Here is a 14,257-nt window from a genome sequence, read left to right on the forward strand (position 1 = left end):
GCCCGACGCGACGGGATCGCGCAGCCGGTGGCGAGATGATTGCGGGTGATGCGTTCGCGGAGCCGCCCCCCTCCCGGAGCTTTCCGCATCGATGCGCCGAACGGCAGAAACGCTGCCGTGGCCGCCAGAACTTCCCTGGCCTCTTGCGAGGCTCTTGTACCGCTGCGCTCCTTTCCCCCTCAGCGGGCCGGTGGGCCCATCGGTTAATATAGTCGGGTCGGGAGAAGCGCGGTCAGACTACGCAAAATTTATATTATCTGACAAATCAGAGCATGACTCTGAGAAGCAAGGCTTTCTTCCAATACAGGGTGTGTACGGGTCGCGGTTCTTCGGCGGGTGTTGCGCCGGAACCACAGTAACCGAAGCTCGTCTTAGTTCGGCTTGGTCTGGCGTTGCGCGACGAGCTTGCGCACCAGCTCGGCATATTCGTTATTTGCGTCCAGCGCCTTTGCCTGGTTCGCGGCGTTGGTTGCGCCGGCCATGTCGTTCTGCGCGACCAGGGCGATGCCCTTCGCGGCGATCAGGTTGGCGCGCTCGGCGCCGGCCAGGTCCTTGTCGCTGGCCAGGAACCGGTCGACGAAGGGCGGCATCTCGCCATAGGCGGACAGGCTCAGCAGCGTCGCGACATATTCCTTGGTCAGGTCATGCTGGTTGGGGGAGATGGCGAGCCCCTTGGCGTAGCTTGCCTTGGCGCCGGCGAAGTCCTGCATCTCATACTGGATCCAGCCGACCGCATAGGCGAGCTCGGCATAGTGGAGGTTGGTCAGCACGAAGTTGGAGTCGGCCGGGAAGCCGTCGATCGCCTTGCCGGCCTTCTTCGCGGCGTCATAGGCGAGATACTGGTGCTCGTCATAGACGCGCACCTCGGCGCCGCAGCGTTCGGCCGCGGGCATCGCGGCGGGCAGGGTGGCATAATGCTTCTGCAGCGCGGGAAGCAGGGCGGTGAAACCCGGCTTGTCCTGCGCCTTCATCAGCGCGAACGCCTTGTCGATATCGGGCTGGACCCGGGCGGCGAAGGCCGCCTTGTCCTCGCAGGACCCGGCCAGGGCGGCGGCGGGCGAAAGCAACGCGATGGCGGCGACAGTTGCGACCAAATATCCACGCATGCCCATACCCCCTTGAAGAATATGGCGGAAAGGGTGGGATTCGAACCCACGGTGCGCTTCCACGCACGGCGGTTTTCAAGACCGCTGCCTTAAACCACTCGGCCACCTTTCCGCGTTGCGACTCGCGCTATCCGGATTGGCGACGATCCGCCACAATTTGTTGACGAAAACCGCCGCTGGGGGGTTCAGGATCGAGTCTCCCTGTGGCACAAAAGGCGCATGCGGGGATCGAGTGGTGTGATGCGTAGCCTGTTGGCGCTGGGTGTTGCCGTGATCGCGGCGGCGCCCGTCGGTGCGCCTGCGATCGCGCAGGATGAAAGTGGGTTCCAGACCTATCTGGGCGAGCTGTCGCGCCAGGCGGCGGCGCAGGGCGCGAGCCGGCGGACGATCGACCTGGTGATCCCGACGCTCACCTATAACGCCCGGGTGGTGCAGCTCGACAGGCAGCAGCCGGAGACCGCGCCCAACGCGCCGATCTCGAACTTCGAGCCCTATCGCCGCAGCCATGTCGATGCCGCGCGGATCGGGCAGGGGCGGGCGGCCTATCAGCGCCAGCGCCCGCGCCTGCAGCGGATCGAGGCGGAGACCGGCGTTCCGGAATCGATCATGGTCGCGATCTGGGGGCATGAGACCAATTACGGTCGGGTGATGGGCAATTTCGACCTGCCCCGCGCGCTTGCCAGCCTCGCCTATGAAGGACGCCGGCGCGACCTGTTCGCCGGCGAGTTCATCGCCACGCTCAAGATGATCGACCGCGGCGTGCCGCGCGAGAAGCTGATCGGCAGCTGGGCGGGGGCGTTCGGCGGCCCGCAGTTCCTGCCCTCGGTCTATCTCCGCCTGGCGCGCGACGGCGACGGCGACGGCATGGCCGATATCTGGACGAGCGAGGCGGACACGCTGACCTCGATCGCCAATTATTTCGTCAATGCCGGCTGGCGCAAGGGCCAGCCCTGGGGCTTCGCGGTGAGCGTGCCGGCCAGTCTCGACCGCGCCGCGATCGCCAACAGGACCGTCGCGCCGCGCTGCCCGCGCGTGTTCGACCGGCACAGCCGCTGGAAGACGATGGCGGAGTGGCGGGCGCTCGGCGTGGTGCCGCAGACCCGCGCCTGGCCGGCCGACAATGTCCAGGCGACCCTGCTCGAGCCGGACGGCCCGGGGAAGACCGGCTACCTGCTCACCGGCAATTATCGTGTGATCCTCGACTATAATTGCTCGAATTTTTACGCTTTGTCGGTAGGCCTGCTCGCCGATGAGGTCGAACGCTAGCATCTTCGCGCTCACGCTGACGGTTGTCGCCGTAGCCCCGAGCCATGCCCATGCCCTGCAGCAGCGGGGTTCCGTCGCCGCGCAAGCCTATGGCGGCGCGCAGGACGCCCAGTCGGGCGAGACCTGGCGCGCGGCCGACGGCACGCTGCGCTCGCGCCCCGCACCGCCTCGGCCGGCCGCGCCGGAGCCCGAGCCCCAGCCGCAATGGAGCGAGCCCGCCCCGCAGGCGAGCACGCCCGGCGCGTCCTATGCCGTGCCCGGCACCCGGTCCGCGCCGGTCCAGCGCCAGCCGCAATACCAGCCCCCGGTCCAGCAGCAGCAGGCGCCCGCCGACTATGCCGACCCCACAGCGGGCGCGCAGGGCCCGAGCGGCTCGTCGCAGCCCGCCCCGGGCGAGACGCCGCGCTATGACGAGATCGGCTATGCCGGCATCCGCCCGGTCAGCGGCGCGGCCGACCAGGCCGTGGTCGCCGTCCACCGCGCGCTGCCCGCCAACTCCTATGTCGAGGTCACCTCGCTCGACACCGGCAGGACGATCCTGGTGCTGGTCACCGGCACCGATCCCGGCGCCGACCACCCGATCGACCTCTCCGCCGGCGCCGCCCGCCTGCTCGGCGCCAGTGGCGACACGATCGGCGTCCGCCTGCGCAGCGTGAACCCACCCGCGATGGACAAGGCCGCGCTCCAGGCCGGCCGCCCCGCCGGCGACCGCGCCGACGCGCCCCAGGTGCTGCTCACCGCGCTGCGCAAGCGCCTGCCGAACCGCCCGAGCTATGCCGCGGCACCGAGCTACGCGCCGCCCGCCTACACCCCGCCGCGCACCGCCGCGCCGCGCCCGGCCCCCGCACGCACCGCCCCGCCGCCGGCCCGGCCCGCCGCGAACGGCAGGTTTATCGTCCAGGTCGCCGCACTTTCTAACGCGCAGCGCGCACAAGCGCTTGCCCAAAGCCTTGGTGGGTTCGTAAAGCCGGGTGGCGGGCTCCACCGTGTCCAGCTCGGTCCCTTCGCCACGGCGGGCGAGGCCGACGCGGCACGGCGGCGCGCCGCGGGCGCGGGCTATGGAGATGCACGCGTCCAAGCCAACTGAAAGGCCGGACGAATCACATGAAGAAGTTGCTGCTCGCCGCATCGTTCCTGGCGCTTGCCGCCGCCCAGTCGACGAACGCCGCCGGCCCGCCGCCTTTCGACACCCCGGCGCCCGTCGCCTATATGGAGGACCTGTCCTCGGGCGCGGTGCTCTATGCCAAGGATGCCGACCGGCGCATGCCGCCGGCTTCGATGGCCAAGATGATGACGGTCTATGTCGCGTTCGACCTGATCAAGAAGGGCGAGCTCAAGCTCGACAAGCAGATCGAGGTGCAGCCCGAGACCTGGCGGAAGTGGCACAGCCAGGGCTCGACCATGTTCCTCGCGGTGGGCGAGAAGCCGACCGTGTCCGACCTGCTCAAGGGCATCGTCACGCTGTCGGGCAACGATGCCTGCGTCGTCCTTGCCGAGGGCATTTCCGGCAGCGAGGAAGCCTTTGTCCAGCGGATGAACGAGGCGGCGAAGAAGCTCGGCCTCAGCAACAGCCATTTCGGCACGTCGAACGGCTGGCCGGACGAGGGCCGCACCTATGTGACCGCGCGCGACCTCGCGCACCTCGCCAAGGCGACGATCCTCGACCATCCGGACCTCTACAAGCAGTTCTACTCGCTCCCCAGCTTCACCTGGGGCAAGACGCTCGGCGCCGGCGCCGACATCAGCCAGTCCAACCGTGATCCGCTGCTCGGCCGCGTCCAGGGCGCCGACGGCCTCAAGACCGGCCACACCGACGAGGCCGGCTATGGCTTCACCGGCTCGGCCGAGCAGAATGGCCGCCGCCTCGTCATGGTCGTCGCCGGGCTCACCTCGTACAATGGCCGCGCCGATGAGTCGGTGAAGTTCATGAACTGGGGCTTCCGCGCCTGGCAGGCCAAGGCGCTGGTCAAGAAGGGCCGCAAGGTCGGCGAGGTCCAGGTCCAGGGCGGCACCTCGGGCAGCGTCGGCGTGATCGCCCCGCGCGACCTGAGCGCCACCGTTCCGGCAGGCACCGCGCCCGAGATGCAGGGCCGCATCGTCTATAACGGCCCGGTCCCGGCCGGCTTCAAGGCAGGCGACCATATCGCCGACCTGATCATCGACTCGCCCGGCCTGCCGTCGCAGACCGTGCCGCTGGTCGCCGAGAAGGACGTCGCCGAAGCCGGCTTCTTCGGCCGCGCCTGGCGCGGCTTCTGGTCGCTGTTCGGAGCCTGAGACTGAACTCCCCTCCCTGCAAGGGAGGGGTAGGGGGTGGGTTGCGCCCCCGGCCTTCCGGGGGCGCCCAGCTACCGGCCTGTGAGAAGAGAAAAGGCCGGGCATCGAGCCCGACCTTTTCTAACCCACCCCTTGCCCCTCCCTTGCAGGGAGGGGAATAAGAGAAGCCATGCCCCTGATCGGCAACGACTCCGCCCGCGAGGCACTCGCCGCCGCCATGCATGGCGGAAACCTGCACCATGCCTGGCTGATCGCCGGGCCCGAGGGGGTGGGGAAGGGCATGTTCGCCCGCCAGGCGGCGCTGCGCCTGCTTGCCGAGGCGGCCGGGCGCGATCACCTCGCCCCCGGCTGGGACGTTCCCGCCGAAAGCCAGACCGTCCATCTGGTCGATGCGGGCGCGCATCCGGACTATCGCGAGCTGGTCCGCCTGCCCAAGGATCCGGACAAGCCCGACGAGGCGCTGGCCCGCTCGATCACGATCGCCCAGGTCCGCTCGCTCCAGCCGCTGTTCGCGACAAAGCCGAGCTTCTCCTCGCGCCGGGTCATCGTGATCGACGCGATCGACGATCTCGAGCGTGGCGGTGCCAACGCGCTGCTCAAGAACCTCGAGGAGCCGCCGGCCGGCACCATCTTCCTGCTGGTCAGCCACGCCCCCGGCCGGCTGCTGCCGACGATCCGCTCGCGCTGCCGGCTGCTCCGCTTCGAGGCGCTGCCCGATGCCGATGTGACCGAGGTCCTGCACCAGCAGCTGCCCGATGCGACCGGCAGCGAGATCGCGGCGCTGGTCAGGGCGGGCGAGGGCTCGCCGGGCCGCGCGCTGGGCTTTGCCGGGCTCGATATCGCCGCGCTGGATAGCGACATGGCGGCGCTGGTCGAAACCGGCGACCCTTCCAACCAGGTCCGCGCGCGTCTCGCCAAGCTGCTCGGTACCAAGGCCGCGCAGCCGCGCTACGAAGCCTTTCTCGAGCGCGCGCCCAGCTTCATCGCCGAGCGCGCCAGGCTGCTGTCGGGCGATGAGCTGCGCACCGCGCTCGACGCCTATGGCGCCGCCCGCGAGCTCGGCGGCGCCGCGACCGGCCTGTCGCTCGATGCCGCGGGCACGGTATTCGAGATGAGCGGCATCCTCGCCCGGCTCGGGCGCTCCTGACCGGAATTCGGGACCATGTCCCCGACCTTTCTCTCCGTCATCCCCGCGCAGGCGGGGATCCAGGGTTACTCTGCCCAGTCGGTCCTGCTTGGCTCTGGATCCCCGCCTGCGCGGGGATGACGAACAAGATTTTAACCAGGCTTTAGCCGACAAAGCTTATTCCGCCCCCGAAACAGGGGAGATACCATGACCGCGATCACCGGCATTTCCGGCATCGGCGCCGGCGCCACCACGCAGGCCGCCGAGACCAACGGCTCCAGCGACCTCAATTTCGACGCGATCCTGGAGGCGTTCAAGAAAGCCGCCAGCGAAACCCCGGAACAGCGCGCCCGCGACGCGGTGCTCAAGAAGCACGATCTCTCCGAGGAGGACTACAAGAAGCTCCCGCCCAAGGAGAAGGAAGCGATCGACAAGGAAATCGCCGAGGCGGTGCGCAAGGTCCACGAACGCAAGACCGGCGTCGCAATGCCCGACTCCCCGGTGCCGACGGAAAAGCTGTTCGGCTGATCCGCTCCCAGGCGGTTCGCCAATCCAGAAGCGCTCCCCGGCGAACGCCGGGGCCCAGGGTTTCTCTGCCGATCCGCTTGTGACCCTGGGCCCCGGCGTTCGCCGGGGAACTGCTCAGTTCCAGGAAAGGGACCAGACCAGAACCCCCTATTTATCCCCCCAGCCCAGCAGTTCGTTGGGATCGGGCGTATCCTCCATCAGCACGACCTTGCTCGGCTTCTTGCTCTTCTTCTCGAGGATCGGGTCATAGGCGGCATTGCCGCCCTTCTTGTTGAGCTTCATCTCGCGGCTGATGTAGTCGCCGGTGAGCAGGTTCCAGCTGATCTCCGCGCCGTCATGGGCATAGGTGCGGCTGTAGAGCGTCGCGTCGATCCCGATCAGCCGCATGCGCGGCTTGGGGCCGGGGACCAGCCGGTAGCGATAGACCGCATTCACCGCGGTGGTGCCGCCGGTCAGGTCGGTGATCTTGAGCACGCCCTTGGCGATGCTGACCTCGGCGGCGCCGAGCGGATAGCTGTCGAGCTTGAGCGTGCCCACCGGCGTCAGGTCGATGTCGAACTCGCCTCTGGCGAGCAGCAGCACCTTCAGCGTGCGCGTATCGTCGCCCCGGCCGATCAGCACCGTATCGGGCTGGCCGTCGCCGTTCAGGTCGCCATCGGTGCGGCTTTCGACTTCCTCGCCCTTTTCGAGGAAGCTCCTGATCGCCTCGTCGCTGACCGGTGAAGCCGTCTGCGCCGCCGCCGGCGTGGCGATCAGCAGTGCCGCGAGTGCCCGGATCCGCATGGGTTCGTCTCCCTGTTTCAGGCCCTTTCATACCCCATTCCGGCAATGCCGCGAAGGCGGGGATGGCGTAGGCGCCTCGCTTCCCCGGCGAAAGCCGGGGCCCAGGGTTTCTCCGCCGTGTCGCTTGTGACCCTAGGCCCCGGCGTTCGCCGGGGAGCGGCGATGGATTGGGGAGGGGCAAAGCCAACGATACAGCCGGGGTGACGCAGCGAAACGGATCGCCTAAAGGCCCCAAATGGCCGACCCCTTCTACATCACCACCGCGATCCACTATCCCAATGGCCGCCCGCATATCGGGCATGCCTATGAGATGATCGCCGCCGACGCGATCGCCCGTTTCCAGCGCCAGCAGGGCCGCGACGTCTTCTTCCAGACCGGCACCGACGAGCATGGCCTCAAGATGGTCAAGACGGCGCGCGACCGCGACATGACCGCGCGCGAGCTTGCTGACGAGATGTCGAGCTATTTCAGTGAAATGGCCGAGAAGCTTGATATTTCGTGCGACCGTTTCATCCGCACCTCCGAAGCCGATCACTACAAGGCCAGCCAGGCGATCTGGCAGGCGATGGCCGATGCCGGCGACCTGTACCTCGATCGCTATGAGGGCTGGTATTCGGTGCGCGACGAGGCCTTTTACGAAGAGAAGGAACTGGTCGAGGGGGAAGGGGGCGTGAAGCTCTCGCCCCAGGGCACGCCGGTCGAGTGGACCGCCGAGGAGACCTGGTTCTTCAAGCTCTCCAAGTACGAGAAGCCGCTGCTCGACTTCTACGCCGCCAACCCGGACTTCATCCGTCCGGAATCGCGCCGCAACGAGATCCTGCGCTTCGTCGAGGGCGGGCTCGCCGACCTGTCGGTCTCGCGCACCAGCTTCGACTGGGGCGTGCCGGTGCCGGGTTCGCCCGGCCATGTGATGTATGTCTGGGTCGATGCGCTGACCAATTACCTGACCGGAGCGGGCTATCCCGACGATCAGGAAAGGCTGGCGCGTTACTGGCCGGCGGATATCCACCTGATCGGCAAGGACATTGTCCGCTTCCACACCGTCTATTGGCCGGCTTTCCTGATGTCGGCGAAGATCGCGCTGCCCAGGCAGGTGTTCGGGCACGGCTTCCTGCTCAACCGCGGGGAGAAGATGTCCAAGTCGGTCGGCAATGTCGTCGATCCGATGGCGCTGGCCGATTATTACGGCGTCGACGCGCTGCGCTATTTCCTGCTGCGCGATGTCAGCTTCGGCAATGACGGGACGTTCAGCGACGAGGCGATCGTCACCCGCGCGAACGCCGATCTGTCGAACAGTTTCGGCAACCTCGCCCAGCGCACGCTCGCCTTCATCGCCAAGAATTGCGAGGGGCATGTCGAGGCCGGGCGCGTCGAGGAAGCCGATGGCGTGCTGATCGCCGAGGTCGAGAATGCCTGTGGCGGGTTCATCCGTGCGTTCGAGGATCTGGCGCTGAGCCAGGGCGTCGAGCTGTGGATGGCCGGCGTGTTCGCCTGCAACGCCTATATCGATGCCCAGGCGCCCTGGGGCCTGCGCAAGACCGATCCCGAGCGGATGCATGCGGTGCTGAACACGCTGCTCCGCGCGATCCGGCGTCTTGCCGTCACGATCGCGCCGGTGGTGCCGGGTTCGGCCGAGAAGCTGCTCGCGCAGCTCGGGCCGGAAGGCGATGCGGACTTCCGGATCGCGCCGCCGACCCCCATCTTCCCGCGGCTGGAGCTCAAGGAGGAAGCGTGAATCTCGCCGACAGTCACTGCCATCTGATCTACAAGGGGCTGGGCGAGCAGCAGCCCGAGGTGCTGGCGCGTGCGCGTGCGGCCGGGGTCGCGGCGATGCTCAACATCTCGACGCGCGAGCGCGAATGGGACGAGGTGATCGCGGTCGCCGAGCGCGAGCCCGATGTCTGGGCCTCGGTCGGCATCCATCCGCATGAGGCGGACGAGCATCCCGATATCGGCGCGGCCAGGCTGATCGAGAAGGCGCGGCATCCGCGCGTCGTCGGCATCGGCGAGACCGGGCTCGACTATTATTACGATCACAGCGACCGCGATCGCCAGCGGGCGAGCTTCCGGGCGCATATCGCGGCGTCGCGCGAGACCCAGCTGCCCTTGATCGTCCACACCCGCGATGCCGAGGCGGATACCGCCGAGATCCTGCGCGACGAGATGGGGAAGGGGGCCTTTCCGGGCGTCATCCACTGTTTCACCGCGAGCCGGGAATTTTCGGAGATCGCGCTTGATCTGGGCTTCTACATCTCCATCTCGGGGATCGTGACCTTCAAGAACGCGAAGGATCTGCAGGATACTGCGGCGCAGCTGCCGCTGGACCGGCTGCTGATCGAGACCGACGCGCCGTTCCTGGCACCGGTGCCGCATCGCGGGAAGACCGGCGAGCCGGCCTTTGTCGCGGACACCTGCCGCTTTCTTGCGGGGCTGCGCGGAGAGAGTTTCGAATCCCTCGCCTTGGCCACCCAGGCCAATTTTCACGCGTTGTTCGCCAAGACCCGCGCATGAAAATCCGGATCCTGGGCTGCGGAACCTCCTCCGGCGTGCCAAGGATCGGAAACGACTGGGGTGATTGCGATCCGCTCGAGCCCAGGAACCGGCGGACCAGGGCCTCGGTCCTGGTCTCGACCGAAACGACCCGGATCCTGGTCGACACCAGCCCGGATTTCCGCGAGCAGGCCCTCGCGGCCGGGTTCAGCGACCTCGATGCGGTCATCTGGACCCATGACCACGCCGATCACTGCCACGGCATCGACGACCTCCGCCAGATCATGCACGCGAGAAACGGCGAGCCGGTAAGGGGCCTCGCCCGCCCATTCACCCTCGAGCAGCTCGACCTTCGCTTCTCCTACGCCTTTCACGGCCGCGCACTCTACCGGCCGACGATCGCAATCGAGCCGCTGCCCGATGCAATCACGATCGGCGATATCCACATCAGGGTAGTCGATCAGCCGCACGGCGGCATAACCTCAGCCGGATTACGCTTCGACGCTAACGGAAAATCAATAGCTTATGCTATAGATTTCAATGAGATGACGAGTAATATGCGTAATCTATATCAGGGTCTGGATCTGTGGGTGGTGGATTGCCTCCGTCGCGAACCGCACCCCACGCACGCGCATCTGGGCGAGGTGCTGCAATGGGTGAGCGACCTCCGCCCACGCCGGACCCTGTTGTCGCACATGGACAATTCGATGGATTATGCCACGCTCGTCGCGACGCTGCCCGAGGGCGTGGCGCCGGGCTATGACGGCATGGAGGTCGCGTTGTGACCGATGATCGCATCATCCAGCTGATCTTGCTGCTCGGCGCGCTGATGCTGGCGCTCCGGGCGCTGTCAGCGCAGCGGATCAGCCTGCGCGGGTTGCTCCAGACAGTGCTGCTTTGGGGCATCATCGGCGTCACCATGGTGATCGTGCTCTATCATCGCCAGGAACTGGGCGGCCTGCTGGCTCGCGCGTCCGAAAAGCTCGGCTATGAGCAGCAGAGCGTCGTCGGCGATACGGTGCGCATCAAGATGAGTCCGGACGGGCATTTCTGGGCGCGCGTGCAGATCAATGGCGTTGAGCGACGCATGCTGGTCGACAGCGGTGCCACGATCACCGCGATCTCGCGCGACACGGCCGAGGCCGCCGACGTCAAACCCGCATTGGCACCACCCGTGCTGATCGAGACTGCCAATGGCACGGTCCAGGCGCAGTCGGCGCGTGCCGAGGAAGTCGCGATCGGGCCGCTTTCGACCCAGGACCTGCCACTGGTGGTGGGCGAGAGCTTTGGCGACCTCGACGTGCTCGGCATGAACTTCCTGTCGCGGCTGAAGTCGTGGCGCGTCGAGGATCGCACGCTGATCCTCGAGCCGCGCAAGCAAGCCGAAGCCCAGCTGGTGATCCCGCGTTCGCGAGACCGGGAATAGGCCGAGGGGCCAGTATCGCGCCCGCAGAGCCGCCAACATTTTACATAATGCATATTATCGATCTAGCGCGGAGAGCGTTCCGGACCTCTCTCCGAGGCCCCCGCCGCGGTTTTCCGGCGTTCTTCGCCCAATGTGCCCAATGAGAATGCCGCGCCCCGGCGCAATCGACCCTGAGCCTTTCCTTCGCGTGACCGCCTGCCTAGGGTCGCGGAGCATTTCCTGGAGGACCAATTGACCAACCCTGCTCCCGCCATCGACCGCCTCGTCGCCATCATGGCGCGGTTGCGCGACCCGAAGACAGGCTGCGAATGGGATACGGTCCAGACCTTCGCCACGATCGCGCCCTATACGATCGAGGAAGCCTATGAAGTTGCCGATGCGATCGCGCGCGGCGACATGGCGGATCTGAAGGACGAGCTTGGCGACCTGTTGCTCCAGGTCGTGTTCCACAGCCGCATGGCCGAGGAAGCCGGCGACTTCGTCCTGGCCGATGTCGCCAACGCGATCAGCGACAAGATGGAGCGCCGCCACCCGCACATCTTCCTGGGCGCGGCCGAGGGCGGCCATCACCTTTGGGAACAAATCAAGGCCGCGGAGCGGGGCGAAAAGGGCCATGAAAGCGCGCTGGACGGTGTGGCGATCGGCCTCCCCGCCCTGCTCCGCGCCGAAAAGCTCCAGAAGCGCGCCGCCCGCACTGGCTTCGACTGGCCAGACCCCAGTGGCGCCCGCGCCAAGGTCGACGAGGAGCTGGCCGAGGTCGAGGCTGCGGTCACCCCGGCAGAGGTCGAGGAAGAGGTCGGTGACCTGCTGTTCGCGGTGGTCAACTGGGCACGCAAGCTGGGTGTCGATCCCGAGGCTGCATTGCGTGGTGCTAACAAGAAATTCGAGAAGCGTTTCAAGGCCATGGAGGATGAAGCTGGGGATGCGTTCGAAGGACTGAGCCTCGATGCCAAGGAAGAACTCTGGGTGAGAGCAAAGATCACCACACGATGAAGAATGTTCTGTTCGTTTGTAGCCAGAACAAGCTGCGAAGCCCGACGGCGGAGCAGATCTTCGCCGATCATCCGGCGATAGAGACGAGTTCCGCCGGGACCAACAACGACGCCGAGAATCCACTCGATGCCGAACTGATCGAATGGGCGGATTTGATCTTCGCGATGGAACGCGAGCATCGCAGCAAGATCCGGAAGCGCTATCGGTCGGCGCTGAACGGCAAGAACATCGTCGTTCTCGACATTCCCGACGAATATGCGTTCATGGATCCCGAGCTGATCGCACTGCTGCGCGCGCGGATGGCGCGCTACCTGCCGCCCGCCTGAGCCTCAGCTCCGCGTCAGGAACCGCTCATAGTCCCGCGGTGCCATGCGCACCTCGTAGACTGCTTGATCGCCGTCCATCCCCTGCTCGATCACTTCGCCATGCTGGTGCAGCCAGGCAGCGGCGGCGCCGTCGGCGGGGTCGAGGTGGAGAGTGTAGCGACGGTGGCCTTCGGTGAGGCGGGCGGCGACCGCGGTGATGAGGGCGTCTACCCCTTCCCCGGTCACGGCCGAGACCGGCATCACGTCCTCGCGCTTCGCGGCCTCGGCGAGCAGCGCCTCACGGTGCTCGTCGTCGAGCAGATCGACCTTGTTCCAGGCTTCGAAGCGCGGCGTGGTCTCCGCAACGCCGATATCGGCGAGCACGGCCTCGACATCGTCCTTCTGCGCCTCGCTGTCCGGGTGCGCGATGTCGCGGACATGAATCAGCAGGTCGGCCGAGACCACCTCTTCCAGCGTCGCCTTGAAGGCGGCGACGAGCTGGGTCGGCAGCTCGGAGACGAAGCCCACCGTGTCCGAGAGGATCGCCTTGTCGATGCCGGGCAGCGAGATCTGGCGCAAGGTCGGATCGAGCGTGGCGAAGAGAAGATTCTCCGCCATGACGTCACTTCCGGTCAGGCGATTGAAAAGCGTGGACTTTCCGGCGTTGGTATAGCCGACCAGCGCAATCACCGGCCAGGGCGCGCGCTGGCGCCGGTCGCGGTGGAGCGTGCGGGTGCGGCTGACCGAATCCAGCTCGCGACGCAGGCGCGCCATGCGGTCGCGGATCAGCCGGCGGTCGGCCTCGATCTGGGTTTCGCCCGGGCCGCCAAGGAAGCCGAAGCCGCCGCGCTGGCGCTCGAGGTGAGTCCAGCTGCGGACGAGACGACCCGCCTGGTAGTCGAGGTGCGCGAGCTCGACCTGGAGCCGGCCCTCGGCGGTGCGTGCGCGCTCGCCGAAGATCTCGAGGATCAGGCCGGTGCGGTCGATCACCTTGCAGCCGAGCCCGGTTTCGAGGTTGCGCTGCTGGACGGGCGTGAGGCTGGCGTCGAACACCGCGAGCGTCAGTTCGCTGTCACGGACCGTCTCGGCCAGGGCTTCCACCTGGCCCGAGCCGATCAGCGTGCCGGGCTTGGGCGCGCGGATGCGCAAGTGCACCCGCTCGACCACCTCGACGCCGATCGCGGCGGCAAGGCCTGCAGTTTCCTCCAGACGCGCGTCCGCGTCACGCGAGCTGCCGCCGAGGTCCGGATAGACCACGACCGCTCGCGCGCCCCGGGTGAATTCATCGGGGTCGCGCTCGAAACCGGTAGTCATAGTATCGCTCAGTCGTCGCTATTCTGTTCCTCGGCGAGGTTCAGCGGGTGCGCCGGCTGGATCGTCGAGACAGCATGCTTGTAGACCAGCTGGGCCATGCCCTCGCGCTGGAGCAGCATGCAGAACAGGTCAAAGGCCGCGATCTGGCCCTGGAGCATCACGCCATTGACCAGGAACATCGTGACATTTTCCTGCTGGCGGCGGACCGCGTTCAGGAAAATCTCCTGCAATACCGGGTTCTTGGACTGATATTCTCCCACCGCTTCGAGGAGCGGTGCAAGATCGACCGGGCCCGAGGGCATGATCGTGGAGATCGCGTGCTTGTAGATGAGCTGCGACTGGCCGTCGCGGCGGAGCAGCACCGAAAAATTGTCGAACCAGGTGACAATGCCCTGGAGCTTGACGCCCTTCACGAGGAACATCGTGACCGGGGTCTTCGACCGGCGCAGCGAGTTGAGGAACAGATCCTGAAGCGAGGTCTGCTTTTCGGCCATCGTATGTGACTCTCTTTGTTGGCGGGAGTTTCCCGCTTGGCGCCGTTCTCCGGCGTCGGGTCCGCGCACCCGTGTGGTGCGCAGCGGCGTCCTTTTATGCGTTGGCGGCCGAATCGTCCAGCCGGGGAATGCTTCAGACGTTGGTTGGAGCC

15 protein-coding genes and 1 tRNA gene are annotated in these 14,257 nt (G+C 66.8%); 11 read left to right on the plus strand and 5 right to left on the minus strand.

The window, feature by feature from the left end:
• Positions 1–371 precede the first annotated feature (371 nt).
• Together HNP52_RS09280 and HNP52_RS09285 are read right to left on the minus strand one after the other, a co-directional pair.
• Positions 372–1,106 (minus strand): hypothetical protein, encoded by a 735-nt coding sequence (locus HNP52_RS09280; protein ID WP_184165880.1) that lies wholly within the window; start codon positions 1,104–1,106, stop codon positions 372–374.
• A gap of 22 nt (positions 1,107–1,128) precedes the next feature.
• Positions 1,129–1,218 (minus strand) — tRNA-Ser (locus HNP52_RS09285).
• A gap of 128 nt (positions 1,219–1,346) precedes the next feature.
• On the opposite strand from HNP52_RS09285, the gene HNP52_RS09290 reads away from it, so the two are divergent.
• The 5 genes from HNP52_RS09290 to HNP52_RS09310 all read left to right on the plus strand — a co-directional run bounded on the left by HNP52_RS09290 (position 1,347) and on the right by HNP52_RS09310 (position 6,300).
• Positions 1,347–2,372, plus strand: coding sequence for a lytic transglycosylase domain-containing protein (locus tag HNP52_RS09290; RefSeq protein WP_260396039.1), 1,026 nt, complete (start codon positions 1,347–1,349; stop codon positions 2,370–2,372).
• Positions 2,356–3,459: an SPOR domain-containing protein gene (locus tag HNP52_RS09295; RefSeq protein ID WP_184165886.1), complete on the plus strand. Its 1,104-nt coding sequence runs from the start codon at positions 2,356–2,358 to the stop codon at positions 3,457–3,459. The genes HNP52_RS09290 and HNP52_RS09295 overlap by 17 nt, the downstream gene beginning before the upstream one ends.
• 17 nt (positions 3,460–3,476) lie before the next feature.
• Positions 3,477–4,646 (plus strand): D-alanyl-D-alanine carboxypeptidase family protein, encoded by a 1,170-nt coding sequence (locus HNP52_RS09300; RefSeq protein WP_184165889.1) that lies wholly within the window; start codon positions 3,477–3,479, stop codon positions 4,644–4,646.
• A gap of 169 nt (positions 4,647–4,815) precedes the next feature.
• A complete protein-coding gene (locus HNP52_RS09305) occupies positions 4,816–5,793 on the plus strand; it encodes a DNA polymerase III subunit delta' (protein WP_184165892.1) in 978 nt (325 codons plus the stop codon).
• A gap of 186 nt (positions 5,794–5,979) precedes the next feature.
• Positions 5,980–6,300 carry a hypothetical protein gene (locus HNP52_RS09310; RefSeq protein ID WP_184165895.1) on the plus strand — a complete coding sequence of 107 codons (321 nt, stop codon included), beginning with the start codon at positions 5,980–5,982 and terminating at the stop codon, positions 6,298–6,300.
• 147 nt (positions 6,301–6,447) lie between these two features.
• Here the strand turns inward: HNP52_RS09310 and HNP52_RS09315 are convergent, their stop codons facing one another.
• Positions 6,448–7,083, minus strand: coding sequence for a hypothetical protein (locus tag HNP52_RS09315; RefSeq protein WP_184165898.1), 636 nt, complete (start codon positions 7,081–7,083; stop codon positions 6,448–6,450).
• A 235-nt stretch (positions 7,084–7,318) separates the two neighbouring features.
• On the opposite strand from HNP52_RS09315, the gene metG reads away from it, so the two are divergent.
• From metG to HNP52_RS09345, 6 genes are all read left to right on the plus strand, one after another.
• Positions 7,319–8,818, plus strand: a complete 1,500-nt coding sequence (gene metG, locus HNP52_RS09320; RefSeq protein ID WP_184165900.1) for a methionine--tRNA ligase — start codon at positions 7,319–7,321, stop codon at positions 8,816–8,818.
• Positions 8,815–9,594, plus strand: a complete 780-nt coding sequence (locus tag HNP52_RS09325) for a TatD family hydrolase (protein ID WP_184165903.1) — start codon at positions 8,815–8,817, stop codon at positions 9,592–9,594. Before metG ends, HNP52_RS09325 begins: the two co-directional genes overlap by 4 nt.
• Positions 9,591–10,358, plus strand: coding sequence for an MBL fold metallo-hydrolase (locus tag HNP52_RS09330; protein WP_184165906.1), 768 nt, complete (start codon positions 9,591–9,593; stop codon positions 10,356–10,358). Before HNP52_RS09325 ends, HNP52_RS09330 begins: the two co-directional genes overlap by 4 nt.
• On the plus strand, positions 10,355–10,999 hold the full coding sequence (locus HNP52_RS09335) for a TIGR02281 family clan AA aspartic protease (protein ID WP_311768435.1): 645 nt from the start codon (positions 10,355–10,357) through the stop codon (positions 10,997–10,999). The genes HNP52_RS09330 and HNP52_RS09335 overlap by 4 nt, the downstream gene beginning before the upstream one ends.
• A gap of 231 nt (positions 11,000–11,230) precedes the next feature.
• Positions 11,231–11,992 carry a nucleoside triphosphate pyrophosphohydrolase gene (gene mazG / locus HNP52_RS09340; protein ID WP_184165909.1) on the plus strand — a complete coding sequence of 254 codons (762 nt, stop codon included), beginning with the start codon at positions 11,231–11,233 and terminating at the stop codon, positions 11,990–11,992.
• Positions 11,989–12,318: a low molecular weight protein tyrosine phosphatase family protein gene (locus HNP52_RS09345; RefSeq protein WP_184165913.1), complete on the plus strand. Its 330-nt coding sequence runs from the start codon at positions 11,989–11,991 to the stop codon at positions 12,316–12,318. The genes mazG and HNP52_RS09345 overlap by 4 nt, the downstream gene beginning before the upstream one ends.
• Positions 12,319–12,321: 3 nt before the next feature.
• On the opposite strand, the gene hflX is transcribed toward HNP52_RS09345, so the two are convergent.
• Together hflX and hfq are read right to left on the minus strand one after the other, a co-directional pair.
• Positions 12,322–13,611, minus strand: a complete 1,290-nt coding sequence (gene hflX, locus HNP52_RS09350; RefSeq protein ID WP_184165916.1) for a GTPase HflX — start codon at positions 13,609–13,611, stop codon at positions 12,322–12,324.
• An 8-nt stretch (positions 13,612–13,619) separates the two neighbouring features.
• A complete protein-coding gene (gene hfq, locus HNP52_RS09355) occupies positions 13,620–14,174 on the minus strand; it encodes an RNA chaperone Hfq (RefSeq protein WP_311768436.1) in 555 nt (184 codons plus the stop codon).
• Positions 14,175–14,257 lie beyond the last annotated feature (83 nt).

The organism is Sphingomonas kyeonggiensis, assembly GCF_014204495.1.
Lineage (GTDB): Bacteria > Pseudomonadota > Alphaproteobacteria > Sphingomonadales > Sphingomonadaceae > Sphingomonas > Sphingomonas kyeonggiensis_A.

Coding starts and splice junctions, on each gene's coding strand:
- HNP52_RS09345 (WP_184165913.1), top strand. CDS start 11,989: ATGAAGAATGTTCTGTTCGTTTGTAGCCAGAACAAGCTGCGAAGCCCG.
- HNP52_RS09295 (WP_184165886.1), top strand. CDS start 2,356: ATGAGGTCGAACGCTAGCATCTTCGCGCTCACGCTGACGGTTGTCGCC.
- HNP52_RS09280 (WP_184165880.1), bottom strand. CDS start 1,106: ATGCGTGGATATTTGGTCGCAACTGTCGCCGCCATCGCGTTGCTTTCG.
- HNP52_RS09300 (WP_184165889.1), top strand. CDS start 3,477: ATGAAGAAGTTGCTGCTCGCCGCATCGTTCCTGGCGCTTGCCGCCGCC.
- HNP52_RS09310 (WP_184165895.1), top strand. CDS start 5,980: ATGACCGCGATCACCGGCATTTCCGGCATCGGCGCCGGCGCCACCACG.
- HNP52_RS09330 (WP_184165906.1), top strand. CDS start 9,591: ATGAAAATCCGGATCCTGGGCTGCGGAACCTCCTCCGGCGTGCCAAGG.
- HNP52_RS09315 (WP_184165898.1), bottom strand. CDS start 7,083: ATGCGGATCCGGGCACTCGCGGCACTGCTGATCGCCACGCCGGCGGCG.
- hflX (WP_184165916.1), bottom strand. CDS start 13,611: ATGACTACCGGTTTCGAGCGCGACCCCGATGAATTCACCCGGGGCGCG.
- metG (WP_184165900.1), top strand. CDS start 7,319: ATGGCCGACCCCTTCTACATCACCACCGCGATCCACTATCCCAATGGC.
- HNP52_RS09290 (WP_260396039.1), top strand. CDS start 1,347: ATGCGTAGCCTGTTGGCGCTGGGTGTTGCCGTGATCGCGGCGGCGCCC.
- HNP52_RS09305 (WP_184165892.1), top strand. CDS start 4,816: ATGCCCCTGATCGGCAACGACTCCGCCCGCGAGGCACTCGCCGCCGCC.